The sequence below is a fragment of the Telluria sp. B2 genome (assembly GCF_051789535.1).
Lineage (GTDB): Bacteria > Pseudomonadota > Gammaproteobacteria > Burkholderiales > Burkholderiaceae_D > Telluria.
This window is the reverse complement of sequence record NZ_CP196525.1, coordinates 1,480,206-1,505,172: the sequence shown is the minus strand read 5'-3', so window position 1 is coordinate 1,505,172 and position 24,967 is coordinate 1,480,206. Positions and strand designations below refer to the sequence as shown.

The 24,967-nt window shown below is 63.1% G+C and carries 16 protein-coding genes; 8 read left to right on the top strand and 8 right to left on the bottom strand.

What is annotated here, in order from left to right; all coding sequences use genetic code 11:
* The first annotated feature begins 108 nt into the window (after positions 1-108).
* From ACSUZJ_RS06740 to ACSUZJ_RS06730, 3 genes are read left to right on the top strand one after another with little or no spacing between them, the layout of a single operon-like run.
* A complete protein-coding gene (locus tag ACSUZJ_RS06740; protein WP_499414499.1) occupies positions 109-1,428 on the top strand; it encodes an efflux RND transporter periplasmic adaptor subunit in 1,320 nt (439 codons plus the stop codon).
* Positions 1,429-1,471: 43 nt separating this feature from the next.
* Positions 1,472-4,633 carry an efflux RND transporter permease subunit gene (locus tag ACSUZJ_RS06735; protein ID WP_499414498.1) on the top strand — a complete coding sequence of 1,054 codons (3,162 nt, stop codon included), beginning with the start codon at positions 1,472-1,474 and terminating at the stop codon, positions 4,631-4,633.
* Entirely contained in the window at positions 4,630-6,069 is a 1,440-nt protein-coding gene (locus tag ACSUZJ_RS06730; protein ID WP_499414496.1) for an efflux transporter outer membrane subunit, read from the top strand. Before ACSUZJ_RS06735 ends, ACSUZJ_RS06730 begins: the two co-directional genes overlap by 4 nt.
* A gap of 104 nt (positions 6,070-6,173) precedes the next feature.
* Here the strand turns inward: ACSUZJ_RS06730 and ACSUZJ_RS06725 are convergent, their stop codons facing one another.
* The 3 genes from ACSUZJ_RS06725 to ACSUZJ_RS06715 all read right to left on the bottom strand — a co-directional run bounded on the left by ACSUZJ_RS06725 (position 6,174) and on the right by ACSUZJ_RS06715 (position 13,911).
* Positions 6,174-7,457, bottom strand: coding sequence for a T6SS immunity protein Tli4 family protein (locus ACSUZJ_RS06725; RefSeq protein ID WP_499414494.1), 1,284 nt, complete (start codon positions 7,455-7,457; stop codon positions 6,174-6,176).
* 131 nt (positions 7,458-7,588) lie between these two features.
* Complete coding sequence (locus tag ACSUZJ_RS06720; RefSeq protein WP_499414492.1) at positions 7,589-10,609, bottom strand: phospholipase D-like domain-containing protein; 3,021 nt, start codon at positions 10,607-10,609, stop codon at positions 7,589-7,591.
* Positions 10,610-10,644: 35 nt separating this feature from the next.
* On the bottom strand, positions 10,645-13,911 hold the full coding sequence (locus ACSUZJ_RS06715; RefSeq protein ID WP_499414490.1) for a type VI secretion system Vgr family protein: 3,267 nt from the start codon (positions 13,909-13,911) through the stop codon (positions 10,645-10,647).
* Between the two features lie 370 nt (positions 13,912-14,281).
* On the opposite strand from ACSUZJ_RS06715, the gene ACSUZJ_RS06710 reads away from it, so the two are divergent.
* Positions 14,282-15,196 (top strand): M28 family peptidase, encoded by a 915-nt coding sequence (locus ACSUZJ_RS06710; RefSeq protein ID WP_499414488.1) that lies wholly within the window; start codon positions 14,282-14,284, stop codon positions 15,194-15,196.
* Between the two features lie 28 nt (positions 15,197-15,224).
* Here the strand turns inward: ACSUZJ_RS06710 and hemW are convergent, their stop codons facing one another.
* The 5 genes from hemW to ACSUZJ_RS06685 all read right to left on the bottom strand — a co-directional run bounded on the left by hemW (position 15,225) and on the right by ACSUZJ_RS06685 (position 20,059).
* Positions 15,225-16,469 carry a radical SAM family heme chaperone HemW gene (gene hemW, locus ACSUZJ_RS06705; protein ID WP_499414486.1) on the bottom strand — a complete coding sequence of 415 codons (1,245 nt, stop codon included), beginning with the start codon at positions 16,467-16,469 and terminating at the stop codon, positions 15,225-15,227.
* A complete protein-coding gene (gene rdgB / locus ACSUZJ_RS06700) occupies positions 16,466-17,050 on the bottom strand; it encodes an RdgB/HAM1 family non-canonical purine NTP pyrophosphatase (RefSeq protein WP_499414484.1) in 585 nt (194 codons plus the stop codon). Before rdgB ends, hemW begins: the two co-directional genes overlap by 4 nt.
* 317 nt (positions 17,051-17,367) lie before the next feature.
* Complete coding sequence (gene rph, locus ACSUZJ_RS06695) at positions 17,368-18,102, bottom strand: ribonuclease PH (RefSeq protein ID WP_499414482.1); 735 nt, start codon at positions 18,100-18,102, stop codon at positions 17,368-17,370.
* Between the two features lie 13 nt (positions 18,103-18,115).
* Positions 18,116-19,051, bottom strand: coding sequence for a PP2C family protein-serine/threonine phosphatase (locus ACSUZJ_RS06690; protein ID WP_499414480.1), 936 nt, complete (start codon positions 19,049-19,051; stop codon positions 18,116-18,118).
* A gap of 9 nt (positions 19,052-19,060) precedes the next feature.
* Positions 19,061-20,059, bottom strand: a complete 999-nt coding sequence (locus ACSUZJ_RS06685; RefSeq protein WP_499414478.1) for a serine/threonine protein kinase — start codon at positions 20,057-20,059, stop codon at positions 19,061-19,063.
* A 197-nt stretch (positions 20,060-20,256) separates the two neighbouring features.
* Here ACSUZJ_RS06685 and ACSUZJ_RS06680 point away from each other — a divergent pair, with 197 nt between their 5' ends.
* From ACSUZJ_RS06680 to ACSUZJ_RS06665, 4 genes are all read left to right on the top strand, one after another.
* On the top strand, positions 20,257-21,144 hold the full coding sequence (locus ACSUZJ_RS06680; RefSeq protein WP_499414476.1) for a YicC/YloC family endoribonuclease: 888 nt from the start codon (positions 20,257-20,259) through the stop codon (positions 21,142-21,144).
* A gap of 201 nt (positions 21,145-21,345) precedes the next feature.
* Positions 21,346-21,990 (top strand): guanylate kinase, encoded by a 645-nt coding sequence (gene gmk, locus ACSUZJ_RS06675; protein ID WP_499414474.1) that lies wholly within the window; start codon positions 21,346-21,348, stop codon positions 21,988-21,990.
* Positions 21,991-22,042: 52 nt separating this feature from the next.
* On the top strand, positions 22,043-22,246 hold the full coding sequence (gene rpoZ, locus ACSUZJ_RS06670) for a DNA-directed RNA polymerase subunit omega (protein ID WP_005665923.1): 204 nt from the start codon (positions 22,043-22,045) through the stop codon (positions 22,244-22,246).
* A 101-nt stretch (positions 22,247-22,347) separates the two neighbouring features.
* Entirely contained in the window at positions 22,348-24,585 is a 2,238-nt protein-coding gene (locus tag ACSUZJ_RS06665) for a RelA/SpoT family protein (RefSeq protein WP_499414471.1), read from the top strand.
* Positions 24,586-24,967: the final 382 nt, after the last annotated feature.

Sequence of the window (24,967 nt, the reverse complement as noted above, 5' to 3'; positions counted from 1 at the left end):
TATATAAAAAATTTCGTAAAAGCCAGTGACGTACCGTGCGCAGGGACCTGAACAGGGTTCTTGAGGACGGTTTTGTCTTTTTAATAAAACCAGAAGGAAGCACACGTAATGCGCTCTGCCCACTCCTCTTCCCTGTCCCTGACCCGGATTGCCGCCTGCACGCTGATGGCGGTGACCCTGCTGTCGGCCTGCGGCAACAAAGACGCCGCCCAGGCAGGCCCTGGCGCCGGCGGCAAGATGCCGCCGCCGCAAGTCGGCGTCATCACGACCAAGTTCCAGCCGGTCGCCCTTGAAACCGAACTGCCGGCGCGCGTCGAAGCGATCCGCGTGGCCGAAGTCCGCGCGCGCGTCAACGGCGTCGTCCTGAAGCGTATGTTTACGGAAGGCGGCATGGTGAAGCAGGGCCAGTCGCTCTACCAAATCGATCCGGAACCCTACCAGGCCCAGCTGAACGCGTCGCAGGCCGCCGTCGGCCGCGCCCAGGCCAACCTGACCTCGGCTTCCGCCACCGTCGAGCGCTACAAGCCGCTGGTCGAGGCGAACGCGATCAGCAAGCAGGAGTACACCAACGCCGTGGCCGCCGCCAAGCAGGCCGAGGCCGACGTCGCCTCCGCCAAGGCCCAGTTGAAGATTTCGCAGATCAACTACGGCTACTCCAACGTGTACGCCCCGATCTCGGGCCGCATCGGCCGCGCGCTGGTGACCGAAGGCGCACTGGTCTCGGCAGCCGAGGCCACCCAGCTGGCGCTGATCCAGCAGACCGACTCGGTCTACCTGAACATCACCCAGTCGGCTTCCGAACTGCAGCGCCTGCGCAAGCAGGCCGGCGGCAAGGGCATCGACTCGGCCATCCCGGTCACCGTGGTGCTGGATGACGGCACGGTCCTGCCGCGCCAGGGCAAGCTGCTGTTCTCGGACGTGACCGTGGACCCGACCAGCGGCCAGGTGACCCTGCGCGCCCAGGTCGCCAATCCGGACAACGCCCTGCTGCCGGGCCAGTACGTGCGCGTGCGCCTGGCCCAGGCCGAGCTGCCGTCGGGCATCCTGGTCCCGCAACAGGCCGTCACCCGCGGCGGCCAGACCGGCGACACCCTGATGGTGATCGGCGCCGACAACAAGCCGACCCCGCGCACCGTCAAGATCGCTTCGCAGGAAGGCAGCAACTGGGTCGTGACCGATGGCCTGAAGGAAGGCGAGCGCGTCATGGTCGACGGCTTCCAGAAACTGCAGATGCTGCCGCCAGGCACCCCGGTGCAGCCGGTGGCCTGGACCCCGCAGAACTCGGACACCGCTTCGGCCGCCGCCGGCAACCCGGCCCAGCCGAACGCGACCGGCGCCGCGGCCGCCAATGCCGCCGGCGGTTCGCGCACCCCGGCTACCGGTTCGCCGGCCGCCGGTGCGACCACGCCAGGCCAGAGCCGCCAGTAATTGGTGACTGAACCGTCACTGAGTAAAAGGAACAGGACTTTTCATGGCACGCTTTTTTATTGACCGCCCAATTTTTGCCTGGGTGATCGCGCTATTCATCATGGTGCTTGGCGGTGTTGCCGTCAAAACACTGCCGATCGCGCAATACCCGACCGTGGCGCCGCCTTCGATCGTCGTCAACGTCGCCTATCCGGGCGCGTCGGCACAGGTGCTCGAAGACTCCGTCATCTCCGTCATCGAACGCGAGATGAACGGCGCCCAAGGCATGATCTACATGGAATCGACCAGCCAAGCCAACGGCACCGGCTCGATCACCATCTCGTTCGAGACCGGCACCGACCCCGACCTGGCACAGGTCGACGTCCAGAACCGCCTGTCGCGCGCGACCCCGCGCCTGCCCCCGGCCGTGACCCAGCAGGGTGTGCGCGTCGACAAGGCACGCTCGAACTTCCTGCTGTTCACCATCCTGTCGTCGGACGACCCGAACTGGGACCCGGTGGCGCTGGGCGACTACGCCTCGCGTAACGTCCTGCCCGAGCTCCAGCGTATCAAGGGTGTGGGCCAGGCCCAGCTGTTCGGCACCGAGAAGGCGATGCGTATCTGGATCGATCCGGCCAAGCTGGTCGGCTTCAACCTGTCGCCGACCGACGTCAACACCGCGATCAGCCAGCAGAACGCCCAGGTTGCCTCGGGCACCATCGGCGACCTGCCGCTGGCGCAAGGCCAGCAGATCACCGCCACCGTGATCGTGGCCGGCCAGCTGGCAACCGTCGAGCAGTTCGGCAACATCGTGCTGCGCGCCAATCCGGACGGCTCGACCGTGCGCCTGAAGGACGTCGCCCGCATCGAGATCGGCGGCCAGGCCTATGCCACCTCGGCGCGCCTGAACGGCAAGCCGTCGGCCGGTATCGGCGTCCAGCTGTCGCCAACCGGTAACGCACTAGAAACCGGTGACCTGATCAAGGCCCGCATGCAGGAACTGTCGAAGTTCTTCCCGCACGGCATGAAGTACACCATCCCGTACGACTCGACCACCTTCATCAACATCTCGATCGAACAGGTGGTGCATACCCTGCTCGAAGCGGTCGCGCTGGTGTTCGTCGTGATGTACGTCTTCCTGCAGAACTTCCGCTACACCCTGATCCCGACCATCGTGGTGCCGGTCGCGCTGCTCGGTTCGTTCGCGACCCTGCTGGCCCTGGGCTTCTCGATCAACGTCCTGACCATGTTCGGCATGGTGCTGGTGATCGGTATCGTGGTCGACGACGCCATCGTGGTCGTCGAGAACGTCGAGCGCATCATGTCCGAGGAAGGACTGCCGCCGCTGCAGGCGACCCGCAAGGCCATGGGCCAGATCTCGGGCGCCATCATCGGCGTGACCGTGGTCCTGATGTCGGTGTTCGTGCCGCTGGCCTTCTTCTCTGGCGCGGTCGGCAACATCTACCGCCAGTTCTCGGCGGTGATGGTGTCCTCGATCGCCTTCTCGGCCTTCCTGGCGCTGTCGCTGACCCCGGCGCTGTGCGCGCACCTGCTGAAACCGGTCGAAGCCGGTCACCACATGGAGAAGAAAGGCTTCTTCGGCTGGTTCAACCGCAACTTCAGCGCCGGCGCCAAGCGCTATGAAGGCTTCGTCGGCTCGATCCTGGGCCGTGCCGGCCGCTGGATGGTCGTGTTCGTGGTGCTGGTCGGCGTGGTCGGCCTGCTGTTCACCCGCCTGCCGAACTCCTTCCTGCCGAACGAAGACCAGGGCTATGTGATCGCCAACATCCAGCTGCCGCCGGGCGCAACCGCCGAGCGCACCAACGTCGTGCTGCGCGCGATGGAAGAGTACGTCATGAAGCAGCCGGAATACGCGAACATGGTGGCCGTCACCGGCTTCTCGTTCTCGGGCCAGGGCCAGAACATGGGTCTCGCCTTCATCCCGCTCAAACCCTGGGCAGAACGCAAGGGCCAGGGCCAGGATGCGCAATCCTTCGCCAACCGCATCACGATGCACATGGGCGCCCTGCGCGACTCGTTCATCTTCGTGGTGAGCCCGCCGCCGATCCCTGAGTTGGGCACCGGCACCGGCTTCTCGTTCCGCCTGCAGGACCGCGGCGGCAACGGCCACGAAGCGCTGGTGAAGGCGCGTAACCAGATGCTGGGCATGGCGATGCAGAGCAAGGTGCTGACCGGCATGCGTCCGGAAGGCCTGGAAGACGCGCCGCAGCTCAAGCTGAACATCGACCGCGACAAGGCGCAAGCCCTGGGCGTGACCTTCAGCGCGATCAACTCGGCGCTGTCGACCTCGCTCGGCTCGAGCTACGTGAACGACTTCCCGAACCAGGGCCGCCTGCAGCGCGTGATCGTCCAGGCCGATGCGCCGAACCGCATGCAGCCGGACGACCTGCTGCGCATCAACGCCCTGAATACCCAGGGCCGTCCGGTGCCGCTGTCCTCGTTCGCCTCGACCGAATGGGTCACGGGCCCGATGCAGACCATCCGCTACAACGGCTATCCGTCGATGAAGCTGACCGGCGAACCGGCTCCGGGTTACTCGAGCGGCCAGGCGCTGGCCGAGATGGAACGCCTGGCAGCCCAGCTGCCGCCTGGCTTCGCCTTCGAGTGGACCGGCCAGTCGCGCGAGGAAATCCTGTCCGGCTCGACCGTGTTCATCCTGATCGGCTTCTCGCTGCTGGCGGTGTTCCTGGCCCTGGCCGCGCTGTATGAAAGCTGGACCATCCCGGTGGCGGTGCTGCTGGTGGTGCCGCTGGGCGTGCTCGGTTCGCTGCTGGCGGCCTCCATGCGCGGCCTGTCGAACGACGTCTACTTCAAGGTCGGCCTGATCACCATCATCGGCCTGGCGGCGAAAAACGCGATCCTGATCATCGAGTTCGCGAAGGACCTGCAGGCGCAGGGCAAGTCGCCGATGCAGGCGGCGCTCGAAGCGGCGCACCTGCGTTTCCGTCCGATCGTCATGACCTCGCTGGCCTTCATCCTCGGCGTGCTGCCGCTGGTGATCGCAAGCGGTGCCGGCTCCGCCGGCCAGCGCGCCATCGGTACCGGCGTGATGGGCGGCATGATCACGGCAACCGCACTGGGCGTGGTCTTCGTGCCGCTCTTCTTCGTCGTGGTCCGCACCCTGTTCAAGGGCAGCAAGCGCCAGAACGATCTGTACACGCACCACGAAGACACCGGCAGCGTAGTGAAGGAAAAAATTCAATGACTCTGATATCCAAGACTAAACGTTTCACCCCCTTGGTCCTGGCACTGGCGCTGGCCGGCTGCGTGAACCTGGCGCCGAAGTACGAGCGCCCGGCCGCGCCGGTGGCCGGCAGCTTCCCGCAGCTGCCGGCCGCCGGCGGCGCGACGCTGCCGACCGCGACCACCGAAGCGCCGGCCAGCATCGCCTGGCAGCGCTTCTTCGCCGACGCGCGCCTGCGCCAGCTGATCGAGCTGTCGCTGGCGAACAACCGCGACCTGCGCGTGGCCATCCTGAACATCGAGCAGGCGCGCGCCCAGTACCGCATCGCCAGAGCCGACCGCGTGCCGACCGTGTCGGCCGCGGTCACCGGCAACCGCCAGACCACCGGCGAGGACGCGCCGATCCAGAGCACCTATTCGGCGGGCCTGGCCGTGTCGAACTTCGAGCTCGACCTGTTCGGCCGCGTGCGCAACCTGTCGGAAGCGGCGCTGGCGCAATACCTCGCCACCGAGGAAGCGCGCAAGACCGCCCAGATCAGCCTGATCGCCTCGGTCGCCAACAGCTACCTGTCGCTGCTGGCCGATGACGAACTGCTGGCAATCACCGAGCAGACGCTGAAGACGCGCGAAGAGTCCTTCAAGCTGACCCAGCTGCGCTTCGAGAACGGCGTTTCGTCGAAGCTCGAGCTGCAGCAGTCGTCCTCGCTGGTGGAAACGGCGCGCGCCACGCTGGCGCAGCTGCGCCGCCTGCGCGCCCAGGACGCCAACACGCTCACCCTGCTGGTCGGCCAGGCGATTCCGGAAAACCTGCCGGCGGGCGCCACCCTGGCCCAGACCGAGCTGCCCGACCTGCCGGCCGGCCTGCCGTCGGACCTGCTGACCGTGCGTCCGGACATCCGCTCGGCCGAGCAGCAGCTGATCGCGGCCAACGCCAACATCGGCGCGGCGCGCGCGAACTACTTCCCGCGCATCTCGCTGACCGGCAGCGCCGGCAGCGCCAGCACCGAGCTGTCGGGCCTGTTCAAGAGCGGCTCGTTCGGCTGGACCTTCGCCCCGCAGGCGATCCTGCCGATCTTCGACCTCGGCCGCGTCAGCGCCGGCGTCGACGCCGCCCGCGCTGGCCGCGACATCGCGGTGGCGCAGTACGAGCGCACGATCCAGACCGCGTTCCGCGAAGTGGCGGACGCGCTGGCTGGCCAGGCCACCTACAGCGAGCAGCTGCGCGCCCAGCGCGCGGTGGCCGCGGCCGAGCAGGACCGCTTCAACCTGTCCGACCTGCGCTACCGCAGCGGCGCGGCCAGCTACCTCGACCTGCTCGACGCCCAGCGTTCGCTGTTCCAGGCCCAGCAGCAGGCCGTGGAAGCGAACCTGGCGCGCCTGCAGAACCAGGTCACGCTGTATCGCGTGCTGGGCGGCGGGTGGAGCGAGCCGGCGGCCGAGGCGCAGGCGTCGCGCTGATCGAGTGCGCTTGCCGTAAAACGAAAACCGGGGCTGCGTGCCCCGGTTTTTTTATGGTTGCTTGAAGAGATTACCTACCCTCTTCCAACTGGTGAGCAAATCGCCTATTTCCTTCCGAACTCGGACATTGGCGGATTCGTCGGCCGCCAACGCATACTCTTGAGCATCACATCCAGTCGGTCTTTGCTTTGCTTGAATGGCGGGGGATTTTGATTAAGTTCCGGAGCCCGTTCCTTGGTGAAGCTACGCATCTCAACCATGATGTATGGTAGCACTGCTGTACCTAGCCAGCCGCTGCTGCCGGTAAATACGCTATATATGTCGTACTTTTCGCCGCCTGAGCTAGCCGTTAGAACGACGCCGCCTTGTGAGGCACGCAATCCGCCCATGTTGACGAGATGCGGGCCGATGCGTTGAGTAACGACCGGCCGGATCTCGTTCTCATCGGTTGCCGGCGGCGGATTGATACTAGCACTGGCGGCCGCCAGCAAAGGGGTTGCTTTTAGACGGCGCGGATGCACAGTGCCCGTTTCGATGGTATAGAGGACGCCAGGAGCGTCGGGGAAGCGCAGCGATTGCTTGAACTCGACGACCGTCCTGCCGTCGTCCGGAATAAACCCGAAAGGAAAGCAGACGCCAGGCTCGTCGGGGATCTCATTCGGAGCGCGTGTTCGAAATTTCGCCAAGAGGGTTAAGAAATCGCGCTTGTGCTTTTCCTTGTCGGATGGTGCTTTCATCGCTGCGGTGGATTCAAATACGTAAATATACTCACCGCGCGGGAGATATGCCCGAAAAATGGAATAGAGATTCGTCTCGTGATTCGCTTCGATCTTGCTTGTCCAATACCCCCTGCTCTCCGACAATCCAGGATCGAATGTTTGGAATTTTTCCCGTTCTTCCTTGATTGTTTTTTCCCAGTCTCGTATCCACTCTTCCGCCTCAGCTATTTCCTTTCGAGCAATCTCAATGTTTTTTACGACCTTCTTCTGCCTCTCAATATATGCACGAGTTTCTGCGATAAGCTTCCTTAAACCTTCCTCGAGTGCAGCCGGAGTGCTTCGATATATTCCCTCCTTCTCCACTCCCTCGACAGACCCAATTACGGCTATATAGGTATTACCGAACCGCATTGTGTCGCCACGATCTGCAACGTTGAGGCTAAAAGATCGATTGAATATACCGTCTGGATTGGCCGAATTAAAACGAGTTGGCCATTGAATCTCCCGCCCAACCTCGAATACCAAGCGTCCGAGACATTCAGATTTCACATCACGCGACGGCTTGTATTCGGGCGCTGTCACCTTAAACATCTGTTCGGCTGTCGGCAAATACGACGGAATCGCATCCTCACCATCAACTTGCATTGGCATCGGCTGCTCAGATTTCATATCGCATCCTGCAGCCGATGCCACAGCAATCGACACTAAGAGTAACCTGAGCACACGACGTTTTAGGCAGCGTTTTGCGTTACACACGATTACAGGTACACGATTCCAACCACATCTTTCCAGATTCATTTTCAGCTCCATCCTTTGAGCCATTCCTTTGAGACCGATTGATCTGCAAGTTGCTCAGCATCACTTTCCGATCGATTGTCTGCCAAAAGGGTTAAGTTCATTCCTGACATATTGTTTTCTCCTGCCGTCCATGTGACTGGCAAGGTGACAATAAAGCCTTGGATGCCGATGGGCGAACGCTCGGTCTGTCGATTTTTTGCTTCCCATGAACGCGGTGCATCCATCACTTCATCCGATCGCCAAAAGCGCTCATTGAACGGCATGTGCCCTTTCAATCTACGCCCTTCCTTGTCCCAAGTTGGCCAGATGGAGCTCGGTTCTCCCTGTACTCTGGCGAGAAAAGGAAACACGTTTTGATAAGCTAACGCATTTACATGGGCAGTACGTTGGATAGCTTCCCACGTTTCCCTTGCCGCGGGCTTGTCGAGAACTCCCAGCAATTTATCCGCGGGGCCTGCACCACCCATTAGCCCAAACAGCTTCTTCCACAACCGCACCCTCAGATAATGAACGTTGACGCTTACAGGGTATTGATTCACGCCGTCCAACTTGACGTTGATTCTTTCATCATCCCGTATGATGACAGCCAACTCTGAGTCACGGCTACCTAAATGACTGCGATCATTAATGTTGGCACTACCTAAAATTGCAACTCTATCATCAGAAATGAGCAACTTTGAGTGCACATAGACTTGCTCTGTAACCGGCCGTTTTCCCAAAATTTCCCAAGTGCGCAAATTCAACAGCGTTAGATATTCGCTCCAACCATCTCCAATTTTATTTATCACATCTTTTAATTCATAATTTTTAACCAAACCCACCGACTCAGCCTTCGAGATTCGTTTAATTTTTCGCAATCTGGCTATCAACATAGCACGCCTGATTCTGTTTACCAAACTTTCATTGCCAAAAACGAGAGACTGCATCGTAATGTGCAACTGAGTCATGATATTTATTGTATTTAACGTACCCTCTGGGTGCACAGGGAGCACTAAATAGACATGAAATGGCATGTCATCATGAATGGCATCTTCGATTCGGCGCGCGAGTGCCTCACCGATTGGGTTCACCATCCCCTCTTGCGGCTTTCCCATCATGTTCGATGCCTTTATTGCAGCGACATTTTTCAGCACCACGTCCAAATCCCTCAGGAAGGCTGCGCCCTGCCCATTTGCGTCACGCTTGACGTCATCGATCTGTGACAAATCTATTTTGTTCGATATTTCTTCCAGACTGACGCCATCAATGCCTAAGCGTTTGGCATATTTCTCGTAGCCCGCCAACGAAGTTACCTTAGTTAGGATAGACATTGGTCCGGATGCTTTACCGTCTTGCTGGTCGACTTCGTCTGCTCCGTAAGCCGACTGAAAAAACTGCCCCTCGATATAAATAAACTTTTGAGCACCATGAATCGCAGTCAGCATTGCTTTTAAGCAGTCGTTCTGCGGGTGATGGACCGTCTTGCCCGCCTTGCCCTTGCTTTCGACCGCGGATTCATCGCCCTGCATCGTGACAGATGCGCTGCGCAGGACCTGCACCCAGCTCTTCCCTGCCTTGACTTGCGCAGCTTTCGGAGGCGGTGCCGCCAGACGCGGTATGCGAAACTGTGCAAGCGGCTTCAATCCAAGCGCGTCGAACAATGGTTTTGCCTCCTGCGGCACCGTCATCCGGGCATAAGACCGCTCGTAGCGGCAGGCAATGCCGTTCCAGCGGCAAACAAAATTCCTGCACAAATCGCTGACGGCCGGACCGGTGATCGATGAGTGGACGTCATGCCATGGCATACGCGGCTGAGCGGAGGAGATTGTCTTGCCGCTGGCGGGGACGATTTTTCTGAGCTTTTGTAGATTGGCGTAGCGCTGCCGGCGCTTGTTCGCTGACTGACTTAACTGGGCCAAGGTCGCCAGCATGAAGGTTTCGATCAGCTTGATGCTGCCGCCCCGTAGCTCCGCCGGAAGCTGTTCGAGACTTGCATTGTTCAGCCAGGCCAGAAGTACTGCTGCCGTATTCGCCGCATAGGCGCCGCCGGTCTCGCGCAGCCCTTCCAGCTTGCCCTTTAGTTCCCGGTCAATCCGTCGGTAGGCCCAGCGCGACACCTCCTGTGCCGCGTCTACTGGGATATCCTGCATTTTGCGAACGAATTCAGGCACAACATCGCCAGTGGCCCACCAGTCGCTGACGACTTTGCGGACGTCCCTGACGGAGCTACTGAAAGATGAGATTGCATCCTGCACCATGGCGATGGGCTTTGCTGGTGCCGAGCTAGCCCATGCGGCAGTACTGCCCACTGTCCCGTCAAAGCATGCGCAAAATAGCTCGGCACGGGTCAAGTAATGTACTTGGTCGACTTTCGAAAGCGTATGGATCGGTGGAATACAAGTGTTATAGAGCTCATTCCCGGTCCTGCCATTTGCAGCCAGGGAAAACTTTCCATCATCACGACGTCCATACGCCAGATCGATACCACCGACAAATGCGCGTTCCTCGTCAATGACAACAAGCTTTTGGTGGTGGGAAAAGCCGATACCGAGGACGCCTTTCATGTCGCTTTGGGCAATCGCCGGCAATGCAAATGCACGCGGCGCCGAGTTCAGTCCGGCATTGAGCTGAAAGACTGCCAGCATCGTTTCGAAGTCGCCGGTATCGACACCCACCTTCGGCGACAGCCACGGCATCACGTAAATGCGCAAAAGGGGTTTCTGATCGATCGCCTTTTCCAGATACTGGAACAGCGTCTTGCCACCCGCAAGTTCGACATCGAAGTTCACCTGCCATCCCGCGATGTAGATCGACTTTTTCGCGCTTTCGATGGCAGCCGCAACGGCAGAGAAATATTCTTCGCCAGTGACATAGAAATCCACCTTGTTGCCACTGGAGGGTTCCGAAAATGCGCTGCCCCAGGACATATCGGGATGTTTTGCGATCGGTACTCCATCGTGGATAAAACAGCCTGGTGCGGAGGTCGCTGCAGCGATTGCCTTGCCGTCTTGGGTTACCAGTTGAGCAATGCGTTTGTTGGTCATGGCAGGTATGGAAAAACCTTCTGGCAGGATGAATGTCAGGTCTTCACTTTGGGGAAGATGCCGCTCGAGGAGACCTCAAGGGCTTCCTTCGCATAGCGCGTTTGCGACAGGGCGCCGTCGCCGAACACGGAGGCATGCAAGTCCGGACTGAAATCCGCCGCATCTAGCGCATGCAGAAGCTTTTCTTTCGCGTCCCAATCCGGCGACTCGGTCCGCACGTCGACGCGCACGACGTGTCCCGGGTAGACGAGCCATGTGCGATCAGGATTCAGGGCATAGGCGGAAGCGAGTGCCTCCTCCTCCGCACTCGTCAATGCGACGTTCCCTTCGTCATCGGTCAGCCCTTGCGCGATCAGCTTCTTCTCGTCGACAAAGCCAAGCCCATCGGGCATCTCGCCGTATGCGATCTTCCAGGGCGTGTTCGCCAATGCGTGTCCGTTCGGGCCGGGCGTATCGGCCAGGCGCATCTTGAATTGCAGCGGGCGCTTTTCCAGTTCCGACCTTGGCAACTTCGGCAGCGGATAATTCAGGTTTGCCGGCTCGATAAAGCTTTTCTTCCCGGCGCGGACCGTGATCTTGCCGGGACACTGCACGGTAATATTGCCGCCCTCTATCGTGATATTCGCGCCACCGGCCGTCGACAAGCTGATGCGCTTGGCAGCCGCCCAGTCGATATGGGCATTCGCGCTGATCACGTTGATGTCATCGCGCGCCTGCACCTTCAGTTCAGCGCTCTGCGCCTGAATATCGATCGCATCCTTTGCCGCGATCATCTGCAATCCGATACCGCCCTCCCCTGCCTGGACCGCGCCGCCCAGGACGCCGATCGCCTGCCCGGTGTGCACGCGCGTCTGGCCACCGGTGACGAACTGCGTATCCTGGCCGCTGAGAAGGCTGATGGTTTCGCCGCTTGCCAGCTGCAGGCTCTGCCCCGCTGCGGCTCCCAGGCCATCCGTTGCTGCAACCGCGATGAGCGGGTCTACCAGGTGCGGCAGTTTGGTGTCGCCGGATGCGGTATTGCGTTCAGACGCATCGGCCTGCGCGCCAGCGACACTGTTCCTGTCCACGGCGCCGGAAAGAGAACGCAACATGGCGGCCAACGGCGCAGCACTGTCGTCCAACGTGCTCGCGTTGGCTTTCACGGTCCCCTGTTGCGCCGCCAGTCCCACTGTCTGATGCGTCGAGGCGGCGCTGTGGAAGGATTGCGCCAGCTTCACGCCCTGCTGCAGCATTGCGATGGCCGGCGCGTTCTCCCCAACTGCATCACGACGCCCCGCGTTGTGCGCGATCCCGTAACTCGAGACCAGCAGGCCCGCCCCTGCCCGTACGGCGCCGTACGCATCGGTACGCAGCTCCGCGCCGAGGCCGCGGAAACTGCCGCGGTAGTTGTCGGCGGCGTGGATCAGGTGACCAAGGTTCAGTTCGCTCGCCGCATGGCTGCTCTTCAGTTGCACCCGCGCCTGTGCATCGGTATCGTCGAACAGCAGCTGGTTGTAGCCGGAGCCGCCGAATTCCTTGCTCCGTATGCCCCACTGCGCGGCGCCATTCCGATGGCCGGCGCTGTCGCCGGACGCCCCGTGCCAGAGCGGACTGTTGCCCCCTGCCAGATTGCCCTGGGCCGACGCTGCGTGGTCGTGTGCGCGTTCGAAAATCGAGGTCTCGCTGACGCCATCGCGCCGTCCGCCCGGGGTAGGAAGGATGCCGCCTTCTCCCTGGCCGTTGTACAGTGCTCCGACAATGATCGGGCGATCGATATCGTTTTCCAGGAACTGCACCAGCACCTCTTGCCCGATGCGCGGCAGGAACTGGCTTCCCATGCCGCCACCGGCCGAGCGCTGGGCCACCCTCACCCAGCAGCTTGCATCGCCGTTTTCCTGCCAGTTAAAGCGGATGCGCACGCGGCCGAGCCGATCGCAATAGAGCTCGTCGGCGCCATTCGGCATGTCGCGGCCATCCGGGCCGATCACGATCGCACTCTGCGCTCCGTGCGCGGTCGGCTTCGCATGGCTGCAGCCGTCGCTGCCGGGTAGCTGGGGCCGCCATGGAAAATGCGCTGGAATCGCTTCGAAGCAGTTGGCGTAGCCCGACTTGACGGCCTGTGCAACGGCCAATGCCAGGTCGTCCGGATAACGATCGGGCATGACTTCCTGCAGCAGTTCGGGGATCGGGCCGAACAATTCAGCGAGAGCATGCTGGGCCGGGGCCGGCAGGTTGTTCATGCCGATGCTTAGGACGCGCAGGATCGTAAAGGACTGCGCCGCTCCGGACTGTTGCCGAGGCATGGCTGTGATGGCGAGCCGCGTTCCCGCGCGCAGGGTTCGAACAGTCGAGCGGCCGCGCCACAGGTGGCCACGCGCTTCCCTCGCTTCCATTTGCAGGTCTGCATAACGTGTAGCCTGCTCCCGGTCTGCAAAGGCATACTGGCCAGGAGCGTCATACGCCTCGATCTGCGGCAGCCTACGCGCGCGCGCGATGCGGGTTGGCGAACCTGCGGCAATGACCTGTTTCGATTTGTAGTCCGGGCTCAGCACCGTGGTCAGCGAAACGTGAAGGCGCCGCTGCTCGATCATCGCCTGTACCGTATCGTGCTTCTCGACGGTGTGCGCTCCGTGGTAGCGAATACTTCCGGCGAGCTCGCTGCTGGGATCGTCCGGCACGGCGCTCGATCGGTCGCTTTGAGCAAACAGCACCATGCCAGGGCCATCCGCCGTCTGTTCGAAGCGCCAGCACAAACCCTCCTCGGCAAGCAGCCTGCACACGAAATCGAGATCGGACTCGCGGTACTGGCAACAATAGCTGCGGGCAATGACTCGGTCCAAGAATGGTCCCGTGTCTTCGCTCCAGCGCCATCGGGCCGAGGGGCGGTAGGCCTCGAATACCGCGTCCACAATCTGCATCACGGTCCTGTCTTGCCACACGCGGCTATTGCGCACCTGACCGAGCCGCCACAGCCATGGAGAAATCCGCACGCGGTAGCGAGCAAATCCACCATCGCTGCCCAGCATTGCAACTTCGCTGATCTCGCCAGCGAAACTGGTGCGCGTGCCGTTGGCCAAGCTGATTTTCAGGCTAGCTTGCTGTCCGAGCAGGTCTTCAAGCGCAATGTGAGCATTCAGGGACAGCACGATGACGTCGCGTGCACCGAGATCTTGCACGGCCTCGTCAGCGAAGAATGCTTCAACCAGAAGCTCGTCCCGGCCTGGTTCCTGCCGGCCGTCTCTGACCGTCAGCGCATACAGCCTGGATGTACTGGAAAACCGCGCCAAGGCAGACGCGAATTGCTGCAGCAAGTCGGGGGTCATGCGTGGACATGCTCCTCTGTCGAGCGTTACCTTACCGGGCAGGAACGACGAACTTGCTACGACCTTTGCCGATTCCTGTTCTTAGCAGAAAGCGTCTACCAAGATAGCGCAGAGGAAACGCAACTGGAATGTCTCTTCAGTTCAGTTGCGGTGGCTCAATAAGTTTCGGCAATTTAATGAGGTGTGCATAGCACAGACGCTTGCGATGTCTGTGCGGATCCGTGTGGCCGCGTTGACCTGAACTTGGCTAGACTGGACAGGTCTATCCGTGATGGCGCCATTGGCGGCGCCGCCCACTGCCATGCGGAACTTTTTTCAATCACACTGGAAAGTCATCGTTGCGCTCCTCCTGCTCATCCTGGTGGCGGTCATGACCTTCAGCCCCGAGTCGGCCAGCGCGGCGCCCGATCTTGCCGAACGCATGCGCCAGCATGTGCGCGCCGTCGCGTCCGAGGAACACAACACGAGCAAGCCCGAGCAGCTCGAGCGCGCCGCCGTGTACATCGAGACCACGCTCGAACGCGCCGGCTACAAGCCTGCGCGCCAGGAATACCGCGCCGCGGGCCAGCTCGTGCGCAACATCGAGGTGGCGGTCGACAACGTCGCCAAGGGCAAGCGGCCGGACCGCATCTTCATCGTCGGCGCCCACTACGATTCGGCCCAGGGAGCGCCCGGCGCAAACGACAACGGCAGCGGCACCGCGGCCGTGCTCGAACTGGCCCGCCTGCTCAGGACCATGCGGCCGGCCGCCGGCACCGAAGTGCGCTTCGTGTTTTTTGTGAACGAGGAACCGCCCTTCTTCATGGGCGAGGAGATGGGCAGCATGCGTCATGCGGCCGAGATGAAGCGCCAGGGGCAGCAGGTCGAGGGCGCGCTGGTGCTGGAAACGATGGGCTATTACACGGACCAGCCGGGCAGCCAGAAGCTGCCGCCGGGGCTGGAAGACCAGTATCCGGACACCGGCAATTTCATTGCCTTCGTCGGCACGATCGAGTCCTCGGCGCTGGTGCGCCAGGCGCTGGCGGCCTTCCGCGCCGCCTCCGACTTCCCGGCGCAAGGCCTGGCGGCACCGGCGCACACGATGGGCGTGACCCTGTCCGACCACAGCGCCTACAACCGGCACGGCTATCCGGCGCTGATGATCACCGACACCGCCTTCATGCGCTACCCCTACTACCACACGGCGCAGGACACGCCGGACAAGCTCGACTACGCCAGCATGGCGCGCGTCGTCACGGGATTGTCAAAGACGATTGCCGCGCTGGCGGGCGCCACGCGCGGCTGAGCCCGCACAGCGGGCTGGCGGCGGCGTCTTAGCCGGCTTCGTTCAGGAACATCTCCTGCAGATCGTTCAGGAAACGCTGGCCCAGCTCGGTCGGGCGGATCAGCTTGAAGTCGCGGTAGAGCAGGCCCTTGGCCTCGGCCGCATCGAGCGCCTTGCTGATCGTGGTGATGCTCATGCCGGTGCGCTCGCCGAACAGGTTCGGGTCGAAGCCGCCGGTGAGGCGCAGCGCGTTGAGCATGAACTCGAAGCCCATGTCGGCGCGCGCGATCTCGTGTTCTTCCTGCACCGGGTTGCCGCGTTTCGCGGCCTCGATGAAGGAGTTCGGCTGCTTGAAGCGCGCCTGGCGCAGCACGCGGTGCGGGAAGGAGATCTTCGAATGCGCCCCCGCGCCCACGCCGAGGTAGTCGCCGAAGGTCCAGTAGTTCAGGTTGTGGCGCGCGCGCCGGCCTGCCTGCGCATAGGCCGACACCTCGTAGTGGTCGAAGCCGGCGGCGCTAGTGGCCTCCGCGATCATGTCCTGCATGTCGGCGCTGGTGTCGTCGTCGGGCAGCTGCGGCGGATACTTGGCGAAGACCGTGTTCGGCTCCATCGTCAGGTGGTACAGCGACAGGTGGGGCGGCGCGAAGGACAGCGCGGTCTGCAGGTCCTGCCGCGCTTGCTCCAGGGTCTGCCCGGGCAGCGCGTACATCAGGTCGAGGTTGAAGTTCTCAAAAGTAGATCGCGCGATCTCCACCGCGCGCAGCGCTTCGCGCTCGTCGTGGATGCGGCCCAGTGCCTTGAGGTGCTCGCCGTTGAAGCTCTGGATGCCGATCGACAGGCGGTTCACGCCGCTGTCGCGGTAGTGGCGGAACTTCTCGACTTCGAAGGTGCCCGGATTGGCCTCCATCGTGATCTCGGCGTCCAGCTCCAGCGGCAGCAGGGTGCGCACGTCCGACAGCAGGCGGTCCATGCCGGCGGCCGACATCAGGCTCGGGGTGCCTCCGCCGATGAAGACCGTGTGGATCTTGCGGCCCCAGATCAGCGGCAGCGACTGCTCCAGGTCGAGGCGCACGGCATCCAGGTAGTCTTTTTCCGGCAGCTCGCCCTTGGCCTCGTGCGAATTGAAGTCGCAATACGGGCACTTGCGCACGCACCAGGGAAAGTGGATGTAGAGCGACAGCGGCGGCAGCGCCGCCAGGTTCAGGGCGCCCGGCTGCAGGTATTGCAATGCAGCGGAGGCAGGTGAGCGCGGCTCAGCTGCCGGTGCGGCACTTACAATTTTAATCGGGATCATTTCAGTTTCTCTACCAGTGCGCGCAGGGCCTGGCCGCGGTGCGATTGCGCGTTCTTTTCGGCGGGCGTGAGTTCGGCCGTGGTCTTGCCCAGCGCCGGGATCAGGAAGTACGGGTCGTAGCCGAAGCCGTTCTCGCCGCGCGGGGTGGCGATGATTTCGCCATCCCAGCGGCCATCGGCGATGACCGGCTGCGGATCGTCGGCGTGGCGCACGTAGACCAGCACGCAGTAGTAATAGGCCGACTTGTCGGCTTTATCCGCCAGCGCCGCCACCAGTTTCTCGTTGTTGCGCGCGTCGGACTTCGGCTCGCCGGCGAAGCGCGCCGAGTACACGCCGGGGGCGCCGCCGAGCGCGTTCACGCACACGCCCGAGTCGTCGGCCAGGGCCGGCAGGCCGGTCAGGCGCGACGCATGGCGTGCTTTTTCCAGGGCGTTCTCGACGAACGTCGCGTGCGGCTCCTCGGCTTCGGGCACGTTGAATTCGCCCTGCGGGTGCAGCGTGAAGCCGATCGGGCCGAGAATCTGCTGGAATTCCTTGAGTTTGCCGGCGTTGTTCGAGGCGAGGATGAGGCGTTGGGTCATGGTGGTGGCGGGAGGGATGGAGCGAAGGGGGTATTTTACCTTTTCGTGATTTAGCGCGCCGATGCCGGAGCCATTGGCGCGAACCGTAGGGTGGGCACTCCGTGCCCACGCGAATACATGATCATTGTTCGCCGGGCTGGGACCGAACCATGCGCACAAGGGCAGCGTGTCCACAAGCGTCATGTTGACGCCTGCTTTGCTTGCATGTGTTGCGAGGTGACGCATTTGCGCAGCGGACTCGCGGAAGAGCACGTAACGCGTGGGCACGGCGTGCTCACCCTACGGGACACGCGGCGTGCGAGCGCGAATGCCGCAGCTCAGCCGGCGATGCCCAGCGCCTGCTTCTGCAGGCGCACCAGGTCCGCGATCCCGGCCTCGGCCAGGTCGAGCAGGCGGTCCATGCCGGCGCGGTCGAAAGCGACGCCTTCGGCCGTGCCCTGCACTTCGACGAAGTGGCCAAGCTCGGTCATCACCACGTTCATGTCGGTGTCGCAGCCGGAGTCTTCCAGGTAGTCGAGATCGAGCACCGGCATGCCCTGGTAGACGCCGACCGAGATCGCGGCCACGAAGTGCTTCACCGGCACGGCTGCCAGGACGCCCTGCGCCACCAGCTTGTTGAACGCGTCATATGCCGCGACCATCGCGCCGGTGATCGAGGCGGTGCGGGTGCCGCCGTCGGCCTGGATCACGTCGCAGTCCAGGTGCAGGGTGCGCTCCCCGAAGGCTTCGAGGTCGAAGGCGGCGCGCAGCGAGCGGCCGATCAGGCGCTGGATTTCCTGGGTGCGGCCGGACTGCTTGCCGCGCGCGGCCTCGCGGTCCATGCGGCTGTGGGTCGAACGCGGCAGCATGCCGTATTCGGCGGTCAGCCAGCCCTGCCCCTTCCCTTTCAGGAAGCCCGGCACCTTCTCTTCGATGCTGGCGGTGCAGATCACCCTGGTGTCGCCGCATTCGATCAGCACCGAACCTTCGGCGTGCTTGGTGTACTGGCGGGTGATGCGGATGTCGCGCAGCTGGTCGACGGCGCGGCCGCTCGGGCGGGTTGCATGAGTCATGGTGAACCTCGGTTTATTTGAGTAATTGGGATGACTTCTCGATCGCCTGGTTGATCTCGGCGATCGCCTTTTCGATCGCGTCCTCGTCGAAGGGATCGAGTTCCAGCGCCGGGTCGGCAAGGGCCACGGCGCCGGCAATGGTGCTGCCGACCTGGTCGTCTGCCAGCATCTGGGTCGAGATCACGTTCGGCAGGTTCGCATCGGCATTGTCCGCGCCCTGCCAGCGGATCGCCAGCGCGGTCGTGTTGTCGCCGCGCGCGCCACCGCGCGCCACGGCAGTCGCCACCAGCTCGGGTACCGCCTGCACCACGGACATCGCGGCCAGCTTGCGCACGATGTCGATGTCGGGCACGGTCGACCACAGGCCGTCCGAGCACAGCAGCAGCACGTCGCCCGTCTGCAGCCCGGCCTGGCGCGACAGCTCGATGCGCGGCGGCGTCTGCGCGCCCAGGCAGTTGTAGAGCTTGTTGCGGTCAGGATGGCTGGCCGCGTCCACCGGGGCGATCTTGTCTTTCTCGACCAGGTATTCGAGGTGCGAGTGGTCGCGCGTGCGCGCCAGCACCTGTTCGCCGCGCAGCCAGTACAGGCGCGAGTCGCCGCAATGCGCCCACAGCGCGCAGTTGTGCTGTACCAGGCAGACCACCACCGTGGTGCGCGGGGTGTCGGGCAGCTTGTGGCGCGCCGCGTAGGCATGGATGTCGCGGTGCGCCTGCGTCAGGGCCTCTTCCAGGAAGCGCTCGGGCTTCTTGACGACGGGACGCGCCTGCATCTGGAACATCATCGACAGGGTCTGCATCGCGATGGTCGCCGCGATCTCGCCGTGCAGGTGGCCGCCCATGCCGTCGGCCAGCACCAGCAGCAGGGCGTCGCGCGTGAAGCAGTAGCCCATGCGGTCCTGGTTGACGCGGCGCGCGCCGATGTGGCTTTGCTGGTAGACGGAAAACTGCATGTTGTTCCCTTATTCGGTGCTGCCGATCTTCGTGCGCCCGAGCCCCCCGAGGCGTCCGAACAGGCCGCGCAAGCCGCCGGCCGCAAGCACGGGCGCTGGTGGAACTTCCTCCGCGATCGGCCGGGCCGGCGCCGCCTGCAGCACCTTCTGCACTTCGAACACGCTGCGCGGACGCGCCATCGGGTCGAGTGCCAGGCAGGCGCGCACCACCTTGACCAGTTCCGGAGAATAGGTGGTGCTCACGCGCTCGAACTGGGCCGGCAGCTTGTCTTCGCTTCTGCGCGCATCGGCCGCCTGCGGCGGCGCGCCGCCCATGCAGGCGAACAGCGCCGCGCCGATGCTGTAGATATCCGACCAGGGCCCGAGCGGCGTCCCCTTGGTGTAGAGCTCGGGCGGCGCGAAGCCCGGCGTGTACATCGGCGCCAGCATGGGCAGGTCCTTGTTGATGGCCTGGCGCGCGGCGCCGAAGTCGAGCAGGATCGGCGAGCAGTCGCTGCGCAGGTAGATGTTGGCCGGTTTCAGGTCCAGGTGCAGCAGCTTGTTGGCATGGACTTCGCGCAGGCCATGGCAGACGCCGTTGAAGACCTTGCGGATGAAGGCTTCGTTCAGGCGGCTGCCCTTGCCCATCACGCGCGCGATGTGTTCCTGCAGCGAGTGGCCCGATTCGTAGGCCATCACCATGTAGACCGTCTCGTTGGCGCGGAAGAAGTTCAGGATGCGCACCACGTTCGGATGAACGATGCGGGCCAGCGCCCTGCCCTCCTCGAAGAAACACTTCAGGCCGATACGAAACAGCGGCTGGTTGGGCTTGGCGACCGTGGGCGCGAGTTCGCCCGGCTGGCGCAGTGCGAGCGCGCTCGGCAGGTACTCCTTGATGGCCACCGCATTGCCTTCGGCATCATGTGCAAGATAGACAATACTGAACCCGCCAGACGCGATTTTCTTTACAATGCGATATCCGGCAATCTCCAGCCCATCCGGCAAGGGTGCGTTATTTTGTGCGGCCATACTGAAGAGTTCCTTGCATAACACGGCGATTGTGTGGATAAATGTCGGCTTTGTAAAGAATAAAGAGCTTCCAGCAAAAACCTCAGCGCCTGGCGCATCGCTGCAGACAAATCGTCAATACAGCGAGACGAATGCAAGGACGCGATGGGGTTTTACGGACACTCTACAAACCGGGGACTCCATTGAGCATTTCAAGCATGACAGGTTATGCGGTCGCCACCAGCGAAGGCGCTGCCGGCACCCTCACGATCGAGATCAAGAGCGTCAATTCGCGCTTCCTCGATCTTCAGTTCCGCATCAACGACGAGCTGCGCGCGCTGGAACCGGACCTGCGCGCCGCGATCATGGCCGCCATCACCCGCGGCAAGGTCGAAGCCCGCCTGTCGTTCGGGCGCAAGGCCGCCGGCGGCACCCAGGCGCTGAACCACGAACTGCTGGCCGACCTGGCGCGGCTGCAGGGCGAGGTCACGCGCCACTTCGTGTCGGCGCCCCTGATGTCGGTGGCCGAGCTGCTGCGCTGGCCCGGCGTGATCGAGGAGTCGCACGTCGGCCAGGAGTCGCTGCAGGCGGACGTGGCCGCCCTCACCGCGAAGACGATTGCCGCGTTCGTGGAAAGCCGCAAGCGCGAGGGCGCGGCGCTGGAAGCGATGCTGCTCTCGCGCATCGATGCGATGGAAGCGATCGTCAAGCGCATCACCCCGCTCATCCCGCAGGTGATCGCGCAGTTCCAGCAAAAGGCGGTCGAGCGCATGCAGGACGCGCTGGGCCTTGCCGGCCACGGCAATCCATCGGTCTTGAGCCGCCAGGAAGTCTTCGAGCGCATCCGCCAGGAAGTGACGCTGTACGGCATCCGCATCGACGTCTCGGAAGAGCTGTCGCGCCTGTCGGCCCACCTCGCCGAGACCCGCCACATCCTGAAAAAGGGCGGCCAGGTCGGCAAGCGCCTGGACTTCATGATGCAGGAGCTGAACCGCGAAGCGAACACGCTCGGCGCCAAGGCCTCGGTGAAGGAGCTGGCGGACGCGTCGATGGAGCTGAAGCTGCTCATCGAGCAGATGCGCGAGCAGGTGCAGAACCTGGAGTAAATACAATGCAAATGGCGGCGCGATGATGTCGCAGCCGCCTGGACGCGTGGACGGCGGAGCCGTCCACCCTACTGGTATATCGGATACGTTTCCGTCAAACCCGTAGGGTGGACGGCTTTGCCGTCCACGCGTTCAGCTATATCATGAACAATCGCGGCAACAAACGCCGCCACCAAGAACACAGAATCAAAGGAATACACCATGCTCACCACCGCTTTCTCCGGCAGCCTGTTCGTCGTCGCCGCGCCTTCCGGCGCCGGCAAGTCGACCCTGGTCAACGCGCTGCTGGCGCAGGAGCCGGGCATCAAGCTGTCGATCTCGACCACCACGCGTCCGCCGCGCCCGGGCGAACAGGACGGCCGCGAATACCACTTCACCACCGCCGAGGACTTCGTGGCGCGCGCCGAACGCGGCGAGTTCCTCGAATGGGCCGAAGTGCACGGCAATTACTACGGCACCAGCCGCCTGACCGTGGAAAAGGAAATGAAGACCGGCACCGATATCCTGCTGGAAATCGACTGGCAGGGCGCGCGCCAGGTGAAGAAGCAGTTCCCGGACGCGGCCGGCATCTTCATCCTGCCGCCGTCGATCGCGGCCCTGGAAGAACGCCTGCACAAGCGCGGCACCGACGAACCGCACATCATCACGCGCCGCCTGCTGGCTGCCGGGGGTGAGATCGCTCACGCTCCGGAGTTCGAATATGCTATCATCAACGAAGAGTTCAACGTCGCCCTGGCCGAGCTGCGGGCGATTGTCCAAGCGACACGTTGCCGCTTCGCCCAACAGGCCGCCCGCAACGCCTCGCTGTTTGCCCAGCTGGGAATCCACGCACTGCAACAACCGTAATGTCTGCCGCGTCGTCCGCGCCGCTGCACCTATCCATTTTTGGAGTTAAAACATGGCCCGCATCACCATCGAAGATTGCCTGAAAAACGTCCCGAACCGCTTCCAGCTGACCCTGGCCGCCACCTACCGTGCGCGCCAGCTGCTGCAGGGCCACACCCCGAAAGTCGAAGCCAAGGACAAGCCGACCGTCGTCGCGCTGCGCGAAATCGCCGCCGGTAAAGTCGGCCTGGAAATGCTGAAAAAGGTTCCGATGTAAGGACAGGGCGAGGCCCTCGGGGTCTGCTGAAAACGCACTCAAAATCGTCGGCCCGTAATTCTGTTATTCTGTCACCACACTGCGGCTGATCGACATAGCGTATGAACCTGTCTACCCCGGATTCGACTCATTCAGGCAATACCCCCGCCCGGGCCAAGCGCCCGGGCAGGCCGCAAGAAACCGCCGAGCCCACGGCCATCGGCGTTGCATCGGTCACGCAGCTGATCGATAAACTCTCCGACTACCTCACCCCCGTCGAGCTGAAAAAGGTCAAGGAAGCCTACCGCTTCTCGGACGAGATGCATCTCGGCCAGGTGCGCAAGTCGGGCGAACCCTATATCTCGCACCCGATCGCGGTGGCCGAGATCTGCGCCGAGTGGAAGCTCGACGCCCAGGCCATCATGGCCGCCCTGCTGCACGACGTCATCGAAGACCAGGACGTCAAGAAGGAAGAGCTGCTCGAGCGCTTCGGCCCCCAGGTCGCGAACCTGGTCGACGGCCTGTCCAAGCTGGAGAAGATCGAGTTCCAGAGCCTGGTCGAAGCGCAGGCGGAAAACTTCCGCAAGATGCTGCTGGCCATGGCCTCGGACGTGCGTGTGATCCTCATCAAGCTGGCCGACCGCCTGCACAACATGCGCACGCTGGGCGTGATGGCCCCGGCCAAGAAGCGCCGCATCGCCGGCGAGACGATGGAAGTGTATGTGCCGATCGCGCACCGCCTCGGCCTGAACAACATCTACCGCGAACTGCAGGACCTGGCCTTCTCGCACCTCTACCCGCTGCGCTACCGCACGCTGTCGAAAGCGGTGAAGGCGGCACGCGGCAACCGCCGTGAAGTGGTCAAGAAGATCCTCGAGGCAGTCAAGCAGACGCTGGCCATGGCCGGCATCCATGCCGAAGTCTACGGCCGCGAAAAGACCCTGTTCGGCATCTATAAAAAGATGCGCAACAAGCACCTGTCGTTCTCGCAGGTGCTCGATGTGTATGGCTTCCGCATCGTGGTCGACAGCATCCCGAACTGTTACGTGGCGCTCGGCACCCTGCACGGGCTCTACAAGCCGATGCCCGGCAAGTTCAAGGATTACATCGCGATCCGCAAGATCAACGGCTACCAGTCGCTGCACACCACCCTGATCGGCCCCTACGGCACCCCGGTCGAATTCCAGATCCGCACCCAGGACATGCACCGCACCGCGGAAAGCGGCGTGGCGGCGCACTGGCTGTACAAGACCGGCGACCAGAACATGTCGGACCTGCAGCAGCGCACCCACGCCTGGCTGCAGTCCCTGCTCGACATCCAGCAGCAGACCGGCGACTCGGCCGAGTTCCTCGAGCACGTGAAGGTCGACCTGTTCCCGGACTCGGTCTATGTCTTCACGCCGAAGTCGAAGATCATCGCCCTGCCGCGCGGCGCCACGGCGCTCGACTTCGCCTACTCGATCCACACCGGTATCGGCGACCACTGCGTGGCCGTCAAGATCAACAACGAGACCCAGCCGCTGCGCACCGAGCTGCACAACGGCGACATCGTCGAGATCGTCACCGACCCGGGTTCGCGCCCGAGCCCCACCTGGCTCAGCTATGTCCGCACCGGCAAGGCGCGCTCGGCGATCCGCCACCACCTGCGCACGGTGAACGTCAACGAATCGGTCGAGCTGGGCCAGGAACTGCTGGCCCAGGCGCTGGCCGCGCGCGGCATCAAGCCCGAGCTGCCGGCCAGCACCATCGACAAGCTGCTGGCCGAGTCCTCGGCCAAGTCGATGGACGAGCTGTACGCCGACATCGGCATCGGCAAGCGCATGCCGGCGCTGGTGGCGCGCCACATCTTCGGCCTGATGGAAGGCGAAGCCGACGTGCTGCCGTCCAGCGCGCCGCTCGCCGGCGACATCGACCCGGTCACGATCTACGGAAGCGAAGGCGTGTCGGTACAGCTGGCGCCCTGCTGCCTGCCGATCCCGGGCGACCAGATCGCCGGCCAGCTGCGACGCGACCAGGGCCTGGTGGTGCACACGGCCGACTGCCTGCCGGCCAAGCGCCTGCGCGCCAAGGAACCGGACCGCTGGATCGCCGTGCAATGGGGCGAAGAGCTGAACCGCCGCTTCGACTGCCGCATCCGCCTGCTGATCAACAACGAGAAGGGCATCCTCGCGCGCGTGGCGGCCGAGATCGGCGAATCGGACGGCAACATCACCTACGTCGGCATGGACGAGGACGACGAGAACATGATGACCCAGCTGCGCTTCACCATCCAGGTGAAGGACCGCGTGCACCTGGCCCACCTGATCCGCAACCTGCGGCGCGTGGCGGGCGTCAACCGCGTGGAGCGCGAGCGGGCCTGACGCCGCGTCACGGCACCGCACGGCAAGGACGAACAGCCCACCTCGCGTGGGCTTTTTTTGGTCCGCGCAGTAGTCGTAGGGCGGGCACCCCGTGCCCACGCGTTACGCACGTGGCCGGCAGTCACATGCGGCGACATTTCGCCCGCAAAGTGTGCAATGGAAGCGGGCCAGGATTGACCTTAGCGGGCGAAAAATTCCTGCCAGCAGACGAAGGAGGTGCACGTAACGCGTGGGCACGGAGTGCCCACCCTACGATGCCTGCCCGAACCAAGCTATTTCCAGCTTAACTGAACGGCATTACCACCTCGCGTGGCTTTTTTTGGTCCGCGCAGGGCCGGCGCCCTCCCCGCCAGGCGCGCGCCGCCAATCGTACCCGGCAGCG